Source organism: Bacteroides sp. AM16-13 (genome assembly GCF_003602705.1).
Classification (GTDB): domain Bacteria; phylum Bacteroidota; class Bacteroidia; order Bacteroidales; family Bacteroidaceae; genus Bacteroides; species Bacteroides xylanisolvens.
The window spans coordinates 1-17,457 of record NZ_QTLK01000019.1; the positions used below are offsets into that span (position 1 = coordinate 1).

Genomic DNA, 17,457 nt, shown 5'->3' on the forward strand with positions numbered 1-17,457 from the left:
AATAACAATTTAACTAACTGAATCAGCTAGTGATTTCAACTACTGATTCGCATGTATAATAAAACATTTCATAAAATATCAGTCAATGCCATTGCCGGTATTAGCCGATATGAACGCAACTCGGAGAAAAGAACGGAAAGCGTGAATAGCATATTGGTTCCTGATTTCAAGAATATTTCTAACTCGAATGAGTATCCTAGTGCCACTCAACTGCAATCTAAGAAGATAATCCGTTCTGCTTATGGCTCGGTGTCATTAGGTTACAATAGTTATGTTTATTTAGATGTAACGGCCCGCAATGACTGGTCGTCTACTTTACCACTGGATAATTGCTCTTATTTTTATCCTTCTTTTGGTGCTACGTTTATTTTTACCGATGCATTTAAGATCAAATCACCTATCTTGTCGTTCGGTAAGATTCGTGCTTCTTTTGCTTATGCCGGTTCTGACACAGATCCATATCGGATTAATCAAACCTATAAGTTGGGTAGCATTTATAATGGTTCACCTTTGCAAACCATTAGTACAACTTTAAATAATGATCAACTTTTGCCGGAACGTAACCGTTCTTTGGAACTTGGAGCTGATCTCCGCTTTTTCCATAATCGTTTGGGTGTAGATGTAACTTATTATCGTTCTGATGCCTATGACTTGATAACGAAAGTCGCTTTGCCGGTGCCTAGCGGTTATAGTTTTAAATTCTTGAATACAGGTCATGTACGTAATCAAGGATGGGAAGTTGTGTTGTCTGCTACTCCCGTCAAGACCAAATTGTTTGAATGGAATGCGAATATCAACTGGGCGCGTAATCGGTCGAAAGTAATTAAGGTAGTGGACGGAAATCCTAATGTACAATTATTGAAATCAAGTAATGTCAGTATCATGTTGGAAGAAGGCATGCCTTATGGAGTCATTCGGGGACGTGCTTGGAAACGTGATGACCAGGGACGTAAATTAGTTGATTCTTCAGGTAAAATATTGGTAACGGATAATACGCAATATTTAGGCTGTGCCGAGCCGAAATGGACGGGAAGTTTTGGAAGCAATTTCAGAATCCAGAATTTTACAGTTAGTTTCCTGTTTGATGCACGTATTGGAGGAACTCTTTATTCGGGAACATGGAATAGAGCGACAACAGCCGGTGTTGTTGCCGAATCTGCCGAAGGACGTGAAGGATATTATTTGAGTAATGTGATTTATGGTGAGAGTAGTGCGAAGGCAACTTCCGGTTATCAATATCCGGACGCTTATTTTGAAGACGGAACGCCTTGTCTCTTGTTTGTCAAACCTAATAACCGCTATGCTAGTTTTGATGAAAGATCTGTATTTGATGCTTCCTATATTAAATTCCGTGAACTCTCTGTTGCCTACAGTCTTCCGAAGTCTATCCTAAAGAAATTGCCGATTAGTGGTCTACGACTGGCTGTGGTAGGACGTAATTTGGCTATTCTTCATCAAAATACTCCTAAAGGCATAGATCCGGAGGCTTCTTCTTCATCAGGAAATGCTCAAGGTATAGAATATGGAGGAATGCCGCCCGTATCTTCTGTCGGATTTGATATTAAACTAACCTTCTAAAGATAGAATATTATGAAACAGATTAAAATATTATTAGCCGGTTTTGCTGCAATGGCCATTTCTTTCGTTTCGTGTACGAATGACTTTGAATCTGCCAATGCCAATCCCAATGAACTTAATGAAATTAATCCTGAATATTTGTTCAATACGAGTTCTTATTATACGCTGAATGCTTTTTGCGGAAGTATGAAAAAAGTGTTGTTGGCCAACTATAGCCATTATTATGGTGGAGCTACCGGTGGACAGGTACAACGGTATGGAAATCAAGGTTCAACCAATGATTCATATTGGAAGAATGTATATAACTATGCTATTTTTCCTGTTCACTTTATACAAACGCAAATGGAAAATGACGAGCAATATCACAATCGTGTACTTATTGCTAAAATATGGGAAAATTATCTTTTTTCACAAGCAGTTTCTATTTGGGGAGGTATTCCTAAAAGTCAGGCTTTTAATGCCGGCGAGAGAGTGCCTTACGATAAGGAATCGGATATTTATTATGCTATGCTGAATGATTTGAAAGCATGTGCCGACGGGTTGAAGATGGATGGAGATGTTTATAAAGCAGACCCTATTTTTCCTTCAGGACAGAAATCCAGCGACTTATTGAAATGGAAGAAGTTTGCCAATTCACTACGTTTGCGTTTGGCCGTTCGTATTTGTAATGCTGACCGTTCGAAAGCGACTGAAGTGATTGATGAACTTATGGAAAATGAACAGAACTTGATGACAAGTAATGAAGATAATTGTCTTTTGCAATGGGGAGATAATGCAGATACAAGAAATTATTTTTATGATTATCTGGTCATCAACCGTGAAAGTAATTTGGATAAGCTTCACTCTGCCGGCGAATCGATTCTGATGTATATGGCTCCCTATGCTGATCCGCGGTTGGAGAAATTTTTCACTCCTGCCAATGCTGCTTCTATGCCTGATAACTTCCATTGGGCACCTTATTGGGGACAACCGAAAGTTTCTAATTTGCCTTCGGGAGTCAGCTTGTCTCCCAATCCGCATAGTGGAAAGACGGCTGATGATTACTCTCAATTACAGGATAAATTCACGGAGCAAAGTTATGAAGAGGTAATTATGAATTATGCAGAAGTGTGCCTGTTGAAAAGTGAATTGGTTCATAAAGGTTTGGGAAGTGGTTCGCAAACAGCCGAGGCTTATTACAATGCGGGTGTGAACGCTTCAATGGCTCAATATGGCGTAGATGGTGGAAAAGTGAATAATTATCTTCAGACTCCAGGAATTAAATGGAATACATTGACAGATCTCACAGTCACAGAAGAAGGTGAAGATTATTATAAAGATTTTATCGGCATTGTATCTTCTGCTATTACTTCTGATGAACCTGATCCGATTTATCGTCAGATTATCATGCAGCAATATATAGCTATGTTTTATCAATCGTTGGATGCGTGGACACTGATTCGCCGTAGCCAAGTATTGGAATTTCCGCCGCATTTCCAGCCGGAAACCGGATATGGTGCTGTGAATGCCGGCACCAAGGATAATCCTTATGCTTATATTCCACAGCGATTGGTATATCCCGATAGCGAGAAAACAAACAATGAATATGAATTGACGAAAGGTATTGCAAATCTCGATGGTGGACAAGATGCAATGTCGACTAAGTTATGGTTTGCATTGCCGACTAAGACTAACCCTTATTTGACGAATAATTAAAAAATGAAGGATATGAAAAAGATAACTATTATATTGCTCGGATTCATCGCTTTGTTAGCTGTATCTTGTGATAAAGACGATCATTTGGCTCCTGATAAGAGCAAATATGTGTATGATATACCACAGACGGATTTACCTGTGGATGCGATAGTCGGTGCTTATTATACCAATATAACTTCCTCTTCCAGCTGGTTAAAGTCCGGTAAGAAAATATATGCCGGTACTCCTTTGTTGGGTGAATATTTGTCTACAACTAGTGGAGTGTTACAGCAACAGCTTGCTTGGGCGGATGAGGCTGCCTTGGACTTTCTGATAGTTACTTGGGATGCTGCTTCAGCAGATAATACATTGATTACAAACTTTAAGTCTGTACGTACGGCAACCAATGCAAAAGTCCGCTTGGTGATCAATTATAACACCAAACATCTGAAAGTATCTAATGACAAACCGCTTCAAGAGGAAGAGAATTTGAATAAGATGATCAATGACTTTACGAATACTTTAGTGCCTTTATTTAATGATGAGGCCTATTATAAAATGAACGGAAGACCGGTTATTCTAATAACTCCGTCTAACCTTTCTTCTTCTGCATTGAAGAGTATTGATTATTCTTTGGTCATCCCGGCATTAAAGAAGGCTGTATCAGAATTGGGGTATGATCTTTATACGATTGGAGAATTTACTACCGGTTGGGTAGCTCCGGTGAATTATGAGGAACATCAGATTGCTTCTTTTGATGGAGTGACAGTGAACGACTGGTCAACGAATATGTATGACCGTTATTATGCCTTTTTCAGTTTTGTTGATTTGAATTGGGCCAATTGGAAGGCTACAATAGCCAAATGGAATACAGACTTTGTTCCTTGTATCTTTCCTTCTTATAATGACCGTATCAATTCAACTTCAAGTTATAAATATACTTTCGGGCAAGATGGAGAGACTGCTGATTATATTAATTTCTGTAATGTGGCTAAACGGAATATCGGAAGTAAAAACATTGTGTTAGTCAATTCATGGAATAATTACCAGAAAGGAACGAATTTGGAACCGACGGAGGAAAACAAATCAGAATTTCTGAAGATAACCAGAAATCAATTTAAGAAGTAATAGTTATTAATAACGGGATACGACACATCAGGCAGATCGTCGTATCTCGTGATAACAATAAATAATTTATGAGAAAGAAAATAATATCGGTCGTTTGTTTTCTCTTGGCTGTTTTTGTATCTCATGGGATAGCTGCGGATTCTGCTCCCTTTTTCTTTTTGCAATTAAGTGATCCCCAATTTGGCTTCATGGATAATAATAAGAGTATTTCGGCAGAAACAGAGGCTATGAATAAGGCTGTGACAGCTATAAATCAGTTAAAACCTCCGTTTGTGGTGATAACCGGTGATTTTGTAAATAATTCGAAGAGTAAGGAACAGATTGCTGCTTATAAGTCGATGATTGCTCAAATAGACTCTTCAGTAAAGGTTTATATGATTCCGGGAAATCACGATATAGGTAAGGTCAGCCGAGCTTCTATAGATAATTATAAAAAAAACTACGGAGAAACCCATTTTTCATTCAGGTATGGTGATTGTGCATTTATAGGTATTGATTCAAATATAATAAAAGAGGAGGACAAGGAGAGGGAAGAAGTTCAATTTAAGTGGCTGGAACAGGAATTACAGAAAACGAAGGATGCCAGATTCAAGTTTGTTTTTACCCATTGCTCTGTTTTTCTAAAGCGGATGGATGAACCTGTGAATTATTCGAATTTCTCTTTGCCTATGCGAGAGAAATATGTGCGTTTGTTTCAGAAATATGGAGTAAACGCAATATTTGCGGGGCATTTACATAACAATGCTTATGGAAAGGTGGACGATATGGAAATGATAACGATAGGTCCGGTAGGAAAGGTGCTGGGGACAGGGTATCAAGGGATGAATCTTGTGAAAGTATATCCGGATCGGTTTATCAGTGAATTTATTGCCTTAAATCAACTTCCTAAAGAGGTGGTGATGTCTGATCCGGCGACAAAAACGACGGAGTCGATGAGTCGTGTCCGTTTCAAATCAATAAAGAATTTAGTGATGGCAGGGTATCAGGGTTGGTTTAATACTCCTGAAGACGGTGCTGGTTTGGGTTGGAAACATTTTGAAAAAGAAAAAGAGTTCAAACCGGGCAAGTGTACCATTGATCTTTGGCCGGATGTTTCTGAATATGAGAAAACCTATGAAACGGCTTTTAAGTTACCTGATGAGACACCAGCAAAGGTTTTTAGTTCGTATGATGCTTCTACTACAGATCTGCATTTTAAATGGATGAAGCAATATGGAATTGATGGGGTATTTATGCAACGTTTTGTTGTTTCTATACGAAATCAGAAAGGGAAGGATAATTATAATAAGATACTGAATAATGCTGTTCTTTCGGCGGAAAAGTATGACCGGGCAATTTGCCTGATGTATGACCTTTCCGGTATGGAAGCCGGTGAAGAAGATATATTGATACGTGACTGGAAAGAGCTGTGTGAGAAGTATAAACTAGTTTCCCGGAACAACAATCATTATGTTTATCATCATGGTAAACCGTTAGTTGCTGTTTGGGGAATAGGGTTTAATGATCGCCGTAAATATGGATATGAGCAGGTAAAGAAAATCATTGATTTCCTGAAGAGTGAAGGTTGTTCCATATTGGTAGGTGTACCTACTCATTGGCGGACATTAACGATAGATGCTGTTTCTGATACGAGATTACTTGAACTGGTAAAACAGGCGGATATTGTCCATCCATGGTTGGTAGGACGTTTTGATAATAATACGTATGAGCCATATCGTAAATCGATAGAGGAAGATATAAAGTGGTGCAAAGCGAATGGTAAAGATTATATACCGGTGTTGTTTCCGGGCTTTAGTTGGCATAACATGAAAAAGGATGCTCCGCAAAACATGATTCCGAGATTAGGGGGACGTTTCTTCTGGAAACAGGTAAAAGGTGCTGTAGATGCAGGAGCAGAAAGCCTTTATTTGGCAATGTTTGATGAGATAGATGAGGGGACAGCTTTCTTTAAATGTACAAATACACCTCCGGTGGGTGAAAGTTCTTTTATAACTTATGAAGGAGAAGCACCCGATCATTATCTTTGGCTGGCAGGTGAAGCTGCTAAATATTTGAGAGGAGAACTGCGTTCGTCCCGGATGCCGGTTCGATAGGGATGTGGAGTATAATAGCCGGATATATTTCGTTATTGGTGCAGAGTAACTATATTATTTTAATATCCTAAGATTGAAAAAACATATTTTTTATATCTTTGCTTCAAATAAGCTTTTGCTATGAAATATATCCGACTGTTATTTTATATTTTATTTATCTCGAAGACTATAGTCACTTGGGGTGGTGAAAATATCGGAGGCCTTTCTTTTCGTGCTTATGAATATTCAAAAGATGAACGTACTTCATTCATCATACCGTCCGGCAATCAGGGAGTGAGATTCAAAGATTATTTATCTGTTTCTTTTGATTTGAAGATTAGGGAAAAAGGCGAGCATTTTGGTTATGTATGCCGTATGATTGTTGACAATAAAAATAGCCTCAATCTGATATTGGTTAATCCTGTGAACGAAGAGCCTTATTTGTGTTTGATTAAAGACCAGCAATATTTAGGAAAGATACATTCTTCTGCGACTATCGATATTCATGAGTGGAATAGGATAAAGATAGAATTGGAGTATAAAAATGATACGTTATATGTCAGAAATAATGGTTCTCTTATTTCTAAAGAGAAAGTTGCTGCCCCGGATAATCATTCTGTTAAAGTCTGCTTTGGTGCTAATAAATTAGCTTCTTACACAACTTCGGACGTGGCACCTATTATTTTGAAAGATGTACAGATCGGTCTGGAACCTGGGAGCATAAAATATGAATGGTCGTTGGAGCAAGCAGTATCTGACACTTTGCTTCAGGACAAGTTTCGGCAGATGACAGCTTTTATATCAAATCCGGAATGGATTATTAATAGTCATATGTATTGGAAACATAAGAAAACGTTATCTTTTTCATCCAAGACTTTTCCTGTCCCGTGTGAAGATCAGTCGGCATGTTATTTTATTGCAAAAGATCGTATTGTCAAATATGATTTAATACGGAGTACAACAAAAGAATATGTTTTCTCGCCATTGATTGATGTAAATCGGATCACTAACCAGTTTCTTTTTGTTCCTTTGAAAGATAAAGGTAGTCAGTTGGTTTATTATGACTTTGAGAAGCCTGATGGGGAGAATTTGTCTTTCTTCAATTTTCAAACAAAAAGTTGGTCTATTCCTATCCAACGGAAAAGGCAGTCTTCTTATACACAACATAATCGGTTTTTCAATCCAAAAGATTCATCAATTGTACAAATTCTGGGATATGGATTTCATTTGTATACCCGTGAGTTGAATAGAATATCTCTATCGGGTGAAGTGATAAAGGGAGAGTTGCCGGATGTGATTACTCCTCGCTATTTGAGTGCCATAGGGAAGACCGATTCGCTGGTTTATATTTATGGAGGATTGGGAAATGACTTGGGCAAACAGGAGTATGGGGTCGTTCATTATAAGGATTTGTATAAATTGAACTTGAATGATTATTCTTTGGAAAAAAAGTGGGCTATGCCGGAGAATCTTTGTGATGAGGTAGCTGCTTCTACGTTGATAGTTGATGAAATAGAAAAAGGTGAACATGCAAAAGGATTGTTTTTTTCTTCAGGTCGTTTTCTATCTTCTCTAGTTTTGAAAGATTTAAATTTGGAGAATGGACAAGAAACTGTTTTAGGTGATACAATACCTTATACTTTCTTAGATGTTAATTCTCATGCAGATTTAATTTATCTTGCTTCAGAAAAATGTTATTACGCTGTAACAGTTCACCAAGTAGAGGGGAATAATTATGAAGCTAATATTTATTCTATTGCATCTCCAGTGTTGCCTATTCAAAATATAACAGTACAGGAAAACAGGGGGACTTGGTGGAAATTACTGTTTATATGTATTTGTGTAGCAGGTTTAGGGGGAATTGGGTGGAGATTAAAGAATAGCAGAAAGCATGATAAGAAAGAAGCTATATCTATTTCACAACAAGATATTTGTGAAAAAGAAGAAGGGGTTGTTTCAGATATAAATAGTGAAAAAGAAATTCAAGAAAATGACCACCTATATTCCTCGTTTGAAGCTCCTGTATTGAACACCACACCAGGAATTTATATGCTAAACGGATTTCAGGTTATTAATCGGGATTTAAAAGACATTACCGGAAAATTTACGCCTATTATGCGTCAATTATTATCTGTTATTATTCTTTATTCCAATCAGAATAATAAGGGGATTTCTAATATCAAGTTAAAAGAATTGTTGTGGTATGATAAGTCCGAGGAGAGTTTCTCTAATAACCGTAGTGTAAATATACGTAAGATACGTCTTTTGTTGGAAGAGGTAGGAGATACGGAGATATCATCAGCAAATGGTTATTGGTACTTTCTTAATAAGGGGCATGTATATAATGATTATACTATAGCAAATCAATTGATGCAAAAGATGGCGCCTTTAGATGTGGTCCATAAGGAAGATCTAGAAAAATTATTGAGTCTGGCTTCATTTGGTCAATTGCTTCCTAATATGCAATTTGATTGGGTAGATAGTTTTAAAGCAGATTATTCCGATTCAATGATTGATCTTCTGAGTCGGTTAAGAGATAGCAAGCAATTTGTAGGAAATGATAACTTGAGAATACAAATCTCAAATTGTATTCTGCGATTTGATTCATTAGATGAAGAGTCTGTTCGCGTTAAGTGCCGTGCTTTAGTGGATTTGAAACGTATGGGAATGGCATATACTGCATTTGATCAATTCACCAAGGAGTATAAGCTAATATTGAATGAGGATTTTAAATATAGTTTTGAGCAGTTTATAAGTGAAGTGTAATTTATAGGTTGATGTATTACAAAAAATATTGTGTAGTTTTTCTGGAGGAAAAGTCGATTTTATTGGAGTTAATTCTTTATAATTCTTAAATTTGTATCCTATTACAGAATATGAATTAACACTATTATCAAAATGAAAAGAATTTGGGTGGCTCTTTTGGTGTTTTCTATACTAGGAGGGAGTGTATCAGCAAATGCTATTTCTTTTAAACGCAAAAAGTCAAAAAAGAAGGAGTCTGTTGAGAAAGAAAAAACTGCTTATGATAAACTGTTCTCATCTAATCATTCAAAAGCAGAAGGTTTTATCACTGTACATAAAGTAAAGGAGAAAGTTTATTTTGAACTTCCCTTATTAATGTTGCAACGTGATATGTTACTAGGTTCTACAGTAACAGAAATTAGTGATAATAAGAATGCTATTATTGGTTCGAAACCTACCGAACCTCTTCATTTTCGTTTTGAGAAATTGAATAATAAAGTCTGCTTGTCGGCAGTGCAGACCAATAATGTGGGTGATGACAATGGTCACCGATTGAAGGCAGCTATTGAGATGAGTAATATGAATGCCATTCTGCAAGTATTTGATATTTCGGCTTATAATAACGACAGTACGGCAGTTGTTTTTGATGTTACCGATTTCTTTGTAAGTGACAATAAATTAATGTCCCCGTTCGATAAATACAGCGTGAATACATCAGGGGGACGTAAACGTTTGACCTCATTTCAAAGTAACAAATCATTTATTGATGGTTTTAAGGCTTTTGAAGATAACATATCAGTCCGTAGTTGCTTGAATTATACTTATTCGTTGACTGGGGGCAAAGGGAAAGACATAAAAGACGAACCTCTGACCGCAAAGGTAACCCGTTCGATTATATTATTGGATACGATTCCTTATCGTCCCCGATTGATGGATAGCAGAATTGGCATTTTTCCTACAATGAAAAATGAATATTCAGCTGCTAAACAGACAACTCGTTCTATCTATTATGCAAATCGTTGGCGTTTGGAACCTTCAGATTTGAGAGGTTATATTGAAGGGAAGAAAGTGACTCCTATTAAACCGATTGTATTCTACGTAGACAGTTGTTTTCCTGAAAGTTGGAAAGCATCTATATTTGAAGCTGTCAATCAATGGAATGAGCCATTTGAAAAAATCGGTTTTACACAAGCTATCCAGGCTAAAGAATTTCCGAAAGACGATCCGGAATTTGATGCGGATAATTTGAAATATTCATGTATCCGTTATGCTCCGATAGGGATTGAGAATGCAATGGGACCATCGTGGGTTGACCCTCGTAGTGGAGAAATATTGAATGCTTCGGTATATCTGTACCATAACGTCATAAAATTGTTGAATAATTGGCTGTTTATTCAAACTGCTCAAGCCGATAAGCGTGTACGTCATAAAGTAATTCCAAGAGAGGTGATGGACGATGCTTTACGTTATGTCGTTTCTCACGAAGTGGGTCATTGTTTGGGATTTATGCATAATATGAGTGCTTCTTCCGTAATTCCCGTAGATTCGCTCCGTTCTCCTTCATTTACGCAGAAGCATGGTACTACCACTTCCATTATGGATTACGCGCGTTTTAATTATGTGGCACAACCTGGTGATATGGAACGGGGAGTACGTATGATGCCGCCATATTTTGGTTTGTATGACGATTATCTGATTCGCTGGAATTATACACCTGTGCCGGAAGCTAAAACTCCGGAAGAGGAATATGCCATCACTTCGAAGTGGATTACGGATTTATCAGATAATCCTGTATATCGGTATGGCAAGCAGCAGTCGGATATACTCGACCCTCGTTCTCAAACGGAAGATTTGGGTGATGATGCAGTGAAAGCAACCCGATATGGAGTGAAAAATCTGAAATACATTCTGGCTAATCTGAATCAATGGCTAGGAGAAGAAGATGTGGATTATACACATCGGTCGGATATTTACGATGGTATAATCATGCAATATCTGACTTATATGTTGCATGTATATCATAATATAGGAGGAATCTATTTGCATGAAAAATTGGTTGGTGATAAGGTGGAAGCCTTGCAGGTTGAACCTAAAGAGAAGCAGAAAGAGGCAATGAATTACTTTTTGGAGCAATTGGCGACCTTGGATTGGCTGGATGATGAAAATGTGCTGAAGGTACTGCCTATGGTAGGGAAGCCATCGGAGGCTTTGCGGGATGTAATGATGAAATTATTGATGAAAGCTCCTGCCCGGGTAGAATTCTCGGCATTAAAAGCCGGTAAAGAAGAAGGATATGATGTTGATGAATGTATGAATGATATTTATACATATATATGGAATCCTACTATACAAGGACGTAAATTAAGTGCTGCTCAAATGAAACTGCAGAATTTGTTTATCAAACACCTGGCTTCGACTGCCGGAATCCGATTGAGTAAAGATACTAAATCATTGAAAAGTGAAGAAGATGCATGGGGGCAGTTAGCTGCTTTTCATCATAAAACAGGTGTAGGGCATAAAGGATGTTGTTGTGCGTCCGATCTGGGGCGTATGTTTAATCCAGTGGCTGGATTTGACGAACCAATGGCAGAGTATTTTATTCCCAAAAACCAGGATAGTATGTGTTATGGTTATTTCCTGCGCATACGTAATTTATTAAACAGCCGGAAGCAACATGTTGATAAAGATACGCGGCTTCATTATCAGTTATTGCTTCATCAAATGAATAATGCATTAAACAGATGATTATGAAGAATAAATATATCTTTTTGCTCTTTTTATCAGTATTTGGTGTGTTTGTCTTTTCTCCTTTGGAGGCTGTTGCCAAAAAAAAGAAAAAAGGGAAAATAGAGCAGGTTAAACCCAAAAGCGCATACGAAAAACTGTTGAAGGATAAACCGAATAGCGTCGAAACTAAAGGACTGATGAATCTTTATTGGGTAGACGATAAAGTATATATGGAAATACCCAGAGATGTGTTGGGTAAACGTTTGCTGATGGGAGGTGTAGTCGATAAACTAAGTAACCCTCAGGAATCATCTGTTGGCTTTTGCCCTGTTGCACCTTTACAAGTGAAATTCTGCCGGTCCGATTCTTTGGTTAGGTTATATCAGGTAGCGGACCGTCCGGTGACAGAACAAGATTCCCGTATCGGAGATGCGCTGAAAAAAAGTTTCAGTGATGTCATTTTAAATCAGTTTTCTATAAAGGCTTATTCTCCGGACAGCGCTTTGGTGATTGACGTTACATCTTATGTTTTTCAGGATGATAAATACATGAATCCGATTGATCCGAAAGCATACAATACGATGGGGGGCTGGGTGAAGCGTAAAGCCTCTTTCAAACAGAAACAATCAATGATATCCGGAATAGCTTCTTATCCAGATAATGTATCTATTTCATGCTATATGAGCTATGAATTAGCGATGTCATTATTCGGTATTTTTCCGATAGCAGAAAATATTCCCTTCAGCGCAGTTGTGAAGCGTACTTTTATGTTATTACCGGAAGATGGGGATTATTGTCCTCGTTTGGCTGATCCTCGTATCGGAACTTTATGGAGCGGCAAGGTGAATTTTTCGGATAAGGAGCAAGGCAGCAACATACAGTATTGGGTGAATCGCTGGAACCTGGCTGTTGATAAACCTGTTGTTTTCTATGTGGATACGCTGTTGCCTGAAAAATGGCAGAAGTGTGTGTATCGTAGCGCTGAGATATGGAACAAAAGCTTTCAGAAAATAGGTTTTTCTAATGCGTTAGATGTGAAACCTTACCCTAAAGATATAGGATTTGATGCCAACAGTATTACTAAGTCTTGTATCCGGTATGTCGTTTCACCTTCCGGTCAGATTACGGATAATTATTGGAGTGATCCGTTGACAGGAGAAATAATAAGTGCCAATATTTATATCCCTCATAATTTAGCTTCGAAAATTCAGCTGAATTATTTCTTGCAGACAGCTTCCTTTAACGAGAAAGCCCGTACATTGATGCCGGATGAAGATTTGGTGGAAGAAGCATTGACTTCGTTGTTGTTGAGGCATTGGGGGCATTGTTTGGGGTTGACGGATAATATGGCAGGATCTATTGCTTATCCGGTTGATTCGCTCCAATCGAAAGAGTTTGTAAAACAACATGGGTTGTCTGCGTCAGTCATGGATAAGTTGCCGATGAACTATTTACTTTCGGTTGATAATTATAGTACTGATATACCTTTGACGCAACAAGTACTGGGAGAATATGACCATTGGGCGATTCGTTATCTTTATCAGCCTATGAATAAGAAAACACCGCAAGAAGAATTGCCGGATCTGCGGAAACTGGTTTCTGAACGGAATCAGAACCCATTATTGCTTTTTAAACGTCCGCAGAGCAGGAAAGCTTATTATGATCCTCGCGGAATGGAGATGGATTTGGGAAATGATGCTATTCGTGCGGCAACCATTGCTTTTGAGAATTTGGGTAAAGTAGTGGCGAATGCAAACCAATGGTTAGACAAGGAAGATTTCAACTATGAAAAACGAGCCTCACTATATGGAGAAATTATCAATCAGGCGGATGAATACGTGAAGCATGTATTGCAGCAAGTTGGTGGAATCTATTTGAATGACAGTTATCAAGGGGATAGTTACCCTTCTTATCAACCGGTATCCAAAGAGTTGCAACGTCGTTCGTACCAGTGGATGATGGAAGCTATCAGTCAAATGAACTGGTTGGACAATCGGGAACTGTTGAATCATTGTGCGCTGACAGGTAGCGCTGCTGACTATTCACAGAAGTTTTTCGCCAATTTGCTATTAATACAGCTCAATAACCTTTGGCTTAGCGAAAGCAAATCGAGTGACCCTTATACGCAACAGCAGGCTGTTGAAGATTTGAAGAATCATCTTTTCAAGGAAACAAGGGCAGGAAAGGAGCCTGACGACTGGAAACGTTTCTTACAGGGACAATTGCTGAGTTTTGTCATTTCTTGGTCGAATGTAAATGTGCCGAAAGGGAAAGATGAGACAGCTAATGCTTCTTCTAAACTGACTATTCAGACTGTCTGTCCTTACCGGGGGATGACGGCAATTGAGAGCATTCCTTATTCTTCTGCTCCTGAACGGGCTCCATTCTGGTATGGCTGTCTGTTGGATTTGAAAAGTGAGTTTACGAGAGCGAAATCAGTAGCACCTAACCGGGAAATGCAAGAGGAGTATGATTACCGATTGTTTACGATTGAGAAGGCACTGCGGAAATAGATATAATCTATAAAATGATTAGATATAAAAAAGCCAATTAATTCGTGATAAGATGAATTAATTGGCTTATATTTTTAATGAAGTTTTTCTTCTGTTTTGTTTATTCTACTACCCTTGTGAATGCGTAGGTTATACCAAAGAAACTCGCATCGAAATAATGACCGTACTCTTCAAACGTTGAGCTGAAGAAATCAGTTGGTATAAAATCGTGAAAGTAAATGATGATATTATTATCATCTATCTTATCCAATCCTATAAATGCATTTCCAAGCTCTGTTTTTCTCTTTGAGAAACAACGATTCACTTGCGAGGTGATGAAATAAGGAGCGTCATATTCTTCGTCAGCTATCCAGTTATAGATGCCTTTCTCTATATGGTCGAAAACAACAGTGTGTCCTTGAGGATTGCAAAAGAAGTTCTTTAAATCTCCCGTCAGGTATGGGATTATTTTATCTGTACCATCTTCTTGATGTACAAATTCCAGGTAGTCATTCGCTCCATTGTTTTCCGGCAGACTATTTACCCAGTCTTCGTCAGGCATACCAATATATACATAGTTGTCTTTATCTTTAATCTCTACAGGTTTCCATTTGCCCAGCATGTCAGTAAACTTTAACTGATCCAGTTTTATATTATAGGATACAAATGAGCCCGGATAGTAGAGTTCGGAGTTGTCAACTGGTGTACCTAGTTTAAGGATAGCGTTTTTTCCTGTATAATCTTCTGCTCCTTCTTTTATTTTTATCTTAAAACGTGTGTAGTAAGAACCTTTTGGAATGGTGACGGAAGTTATTCCGTTTTCAAGTTCAAAATCTTCGTTCAATATGGCTGTACTGGACGGGTCTATTTCTATCGGCAACACGATGTCTGTTGTTGCCCTGAAACTGCTGCCGCTATTTTCTCCTTCCACTTCGATTCTAATGTCTATTTCACTTAACAGACGATAGATCACAGGCTTGAAAGTATACATAATGTGCTCTTTCACTTCAACGGGGATAATCGCTATTTTCTTGTCACCGAGCGCATATCCGGAAACCGGGTTGATGGAAAGGCGGATTTCACGGTTGGCAGTCAGGTTGTTTTTGGGAGTAATGGTTAAAGTGGCACTTGTTTCTCCGGCTTTTATCATGAACCCGTTAGCAGAAATTTCATAGTCTTCATCCAATATGGCAGTACCTTCAATGATGACAGGAATGCTTAAGTCTGTTTCAGGTGCTACAGAAGCTCTCAATTCCACTTCCAGGCTACCGTTAGAAGGTAATATGTATATGGAGCGACTAAAAGATAACTTTGCACCCGACGAGTCGTCATCACTGCAAGCTGCCGACACTATGATTAGTATAATCATTAGCAGGAAGGAGCCTGTTATTTTGATTTTTGTTTTCATTTTAATCCCTTTTTATTGGTTAATGGCATTGTTGTATTCATCCCATAATGCTTGTACTTCTTCACGGTCTTGTGCATTCAGGATATTTCCGGTGGGAAGTAAATAATCTTCTGATGTATTATCTACTTTTGGGGTCAGTTCTTCCGGTTTATCACATGAAACCAAGAAAGCGGAAGAACCTGTGAGAATGAAACATAGGATATATAGTATCTTTTTCATAACTGTTTCTGTTTTTTATGGATAAATTATTCTATGTAGCCTGGATTTTGAATGAGCAAATCAGGAAATAATCTGATGTCTGCTTTGGGAATAGGAAAAGTATACAGATACTTTTCTGTGATAAATTTCTTTCCTTTGGCAGCGACCCAAAATTCCGGACGTCCGTTGCGTTTTAATTCAAACCAGCGGTCGCCTTCAACAAACAATTCTTTACGGCGTTCACAGAGGATGGCTGACATCAATTTTGTCAAAGGGATCCCAGTGGCGTCGGTTTTTATATTTTGTTGGAAAACTTCTGGGAGATTGTCAATCGTGTAGGCTATATAATCCTGAGTGATTCGTTTGGAACGAAGCTGGTTAAGATAACCTAGTGCGTCTGTTTCCTGATTCAGATGTGCGTGGGCTTCGGCTATAATCAGGCAAAGTTCTTCACTACGAAACTTGGTGGTGATGATTTTATTGACAATCCGTTTGGAATCATAGTTGCATTTGCGACGTACGTCATTGTCGGTGGCCGCAAATAAATCAACCAAATTTCTGTCGACAGGTCTTGATTTTATATCGGCTTGTGCAGTTGCGTAACTCATGGTTCCTATATCATCATCCATGGTGAATGAACGGATAATGACATTGTGTGCTTTTGCTTGTTTCTGGTTAATGGCTTCTACATATTCGTCAGCTTCCAGCATCGGGTATTTTTCCAATACTTCTTTGGCATAGGTAATGGCACTACTCCAGTTCTGTGTCCAAAAGAAGAAACGTGCGAAGTAGGCTTTTGTCACGGATGAAGTAAAGATAAAGTCTTCATTAGACACATTATATGAGAGGGCTTTCCGGAATCCTTCTTCTATAAATTCAGCAGTTTCTTTCAGATTGGCGCGTGCAGGCTTTGCTTCCATATCAAAATCGTCGACAAGTGGAAGTCCGAGAGTCTCTTTTGCCGTCTCCGGCTGGTATGGCTCACAGTAGCGCTGCATAAGGTTATAATAGCAAATAGAACGAATGCTCCAGGCTGTTCCCAATAGGGTTCTAGCTAAATCGGATTCCGTATCATCCATGTTGCCGATAACCATATTACAGTCTTTGATAACAGAGTAGAGTGTTTTGTAAGTGGCCTGATTTTTGTTAATGGCACTTCCCACATAAATGCTCGTATAGCCGAAATTGCTGGCAAGCGTTGCATTCAAGTCATCGGCAAACATCTCTAAAGTTGTCATTACTTCTGGATTGGGAATGATAACGTCATCTCTTCCTTTTTCTATCTGATCCAACCAATAATGGATAATGGTCGAAAAATCTTCAGCTGTTTCAGGAATTATCTTTCCTTTGGGCTTTACGTCTAAGTAATTGTTGCAGGAAGCCAACAATATCATCAGACCACAATAGATAGATATGAATAGTTTATTTTTCATCG

At 38.3% G+C, this 17,457-nt stretch carries 10 protein-coding genes; 7 read left to right on the forward strand and 3 right to left on the reverse strand.

All coding sequences use genetic code 11. From position 1 onward, the window contains the following. Positions 1-51 precede the first annotated feature (51 nt). The 7 genes from DW173_RS15585 (at position 52) to DW173_RS15615 (ending at position 14,437) form a co-directional block, all read left to right on the forward strand. A complete protein-coding gene (locus tag DW173_RS15585) occupies positions 52-1,578 on the forward strand; it encodes a TonB-dependent receptor domain-containing protein (RefSeq protein ID WP_233562190.1) in 1,527 nt (508 codons plus the stop codon). Positions 1,579-1,590: 12 nt separating this feature from the next. Further along, positions 1,591-3,273, forward strand: coding sequence for a SusD/RagB family nutrient-binding outer membrane lipoprotein (locus DW173_RS15590; protein WP_120144728.1), 1,683 nt, complete (start codon positions 1,591-1,593; stop codon positions 3,271-3,273). Between the two features lie 12 nt (positions 3,274-3,285). Then, a complete protein-coding gene (locus tag DW173_RS15595; RefSeq protein ID WP_120144752.1) occupies positions 3,286-4,380 on the forward strand; it encodes a glycoside hydrolase family 99-like domain-containing protein in 1,095 nt (364 codons plus the stop codon). A gap of 68 nt (positions 4,381-4,448) precedes the next feature. Further along, on the forward strand, positions 4,449-6,473 hold the full coding sequence (locus DW173_RS15600; RefSeq protein ID WP_120144729.1) for a metallophosphoesterase: 2,025 nt from the start codon (positions 4,449-4,451) through the stop codon (positions 6,471-6,473). 120 nt (positions 6,474-6,593) lie between these two features. Beyond that, positions 6,594-9,218, forward strand: coding sequence for a hypothetical protein (locus DW173_RS15605; protein WP_120144730.1), 2,625 nt, complete (start codon positions 6,594-6,596; stop codon positions 9,216-9,218). A gap of 132 nt (positions 9,219-9,350) precedes the next feature. Continuing rightward, the gene (locus DW173_RS15610; protein ID WP_120144731.1) at positions 9,351-11,942 is read left to right on the forward strand and encodes a zinc-dependent metalloprotease; all 2,592 of its coding nucleotides are present in this window, start codon (positions 9,351-9,353) and stop codon (positions 11,940-11,942) included. Further along, the gene (locus DW173_RS15615) at positions 11,939-14,437 is read left to right on the forward strand and encodes a zinc-dependent metalloprotease (protein ID WP_120144732.1); all 2,499 of its coding nucleotides are present in this window, start codon (positions 11,939-11,941) and stop codon (positions 14,435-14,437) included. The genes DW173_RS15610 and DW173_RS15615 overlap by 4 nt, the downstream gene beginning before the upstream one ends. A gap of 100 nt (positions 14,438-14,537) precedes the next feature. Here the strand turns inward: DW173_RS15615 and DW173_RS15620 are convergent, their stop codons facing one another. From DW173_RS15620 to DW173_RS15630, 3 genes are read right to left on the reverse strand one after another with little or no spacing between them, the layout of a single operon-like run. After that, on the reverse strand, positions 14,538-15,824 hold the full coding sequence (locus DW173_RS15620; protein WP_120144733.1) for a hypothetical protein: 1,287 nt from the start codon (positions 15,822-15,824) through the stop codon (positions 14,538-14,540). A gap of 12 nt (positions 15,825-15,836) precedes the next feature. Next, the gene (locus tag DW173_RS15625; protein ID WP_008646870.1) at positions 15,837-16,043 is read right to left on the reverse strand and encodes a hypothetical protein; all 207 of its coding nucleotides are present in this window, start codon (positions 16,041-16,043) and stop codon (positions 15,837-15,839) included. Between the two features lie 26 nt (positions 16,044-16,069). After that, positions 16,070-17,455, reverse strand: coding sequence for a RagB/SusD family nutrient uptake outer membrane protein (locus tag DW173_RS15630; protein WP_008646868.1), 1,386 nt, complete (start codon positions 17,453-17,455; stop codon positions 16,070-16,072). Between the last annotated feature and the right edge of the window lie 2 nt (positions 17,456-17,457).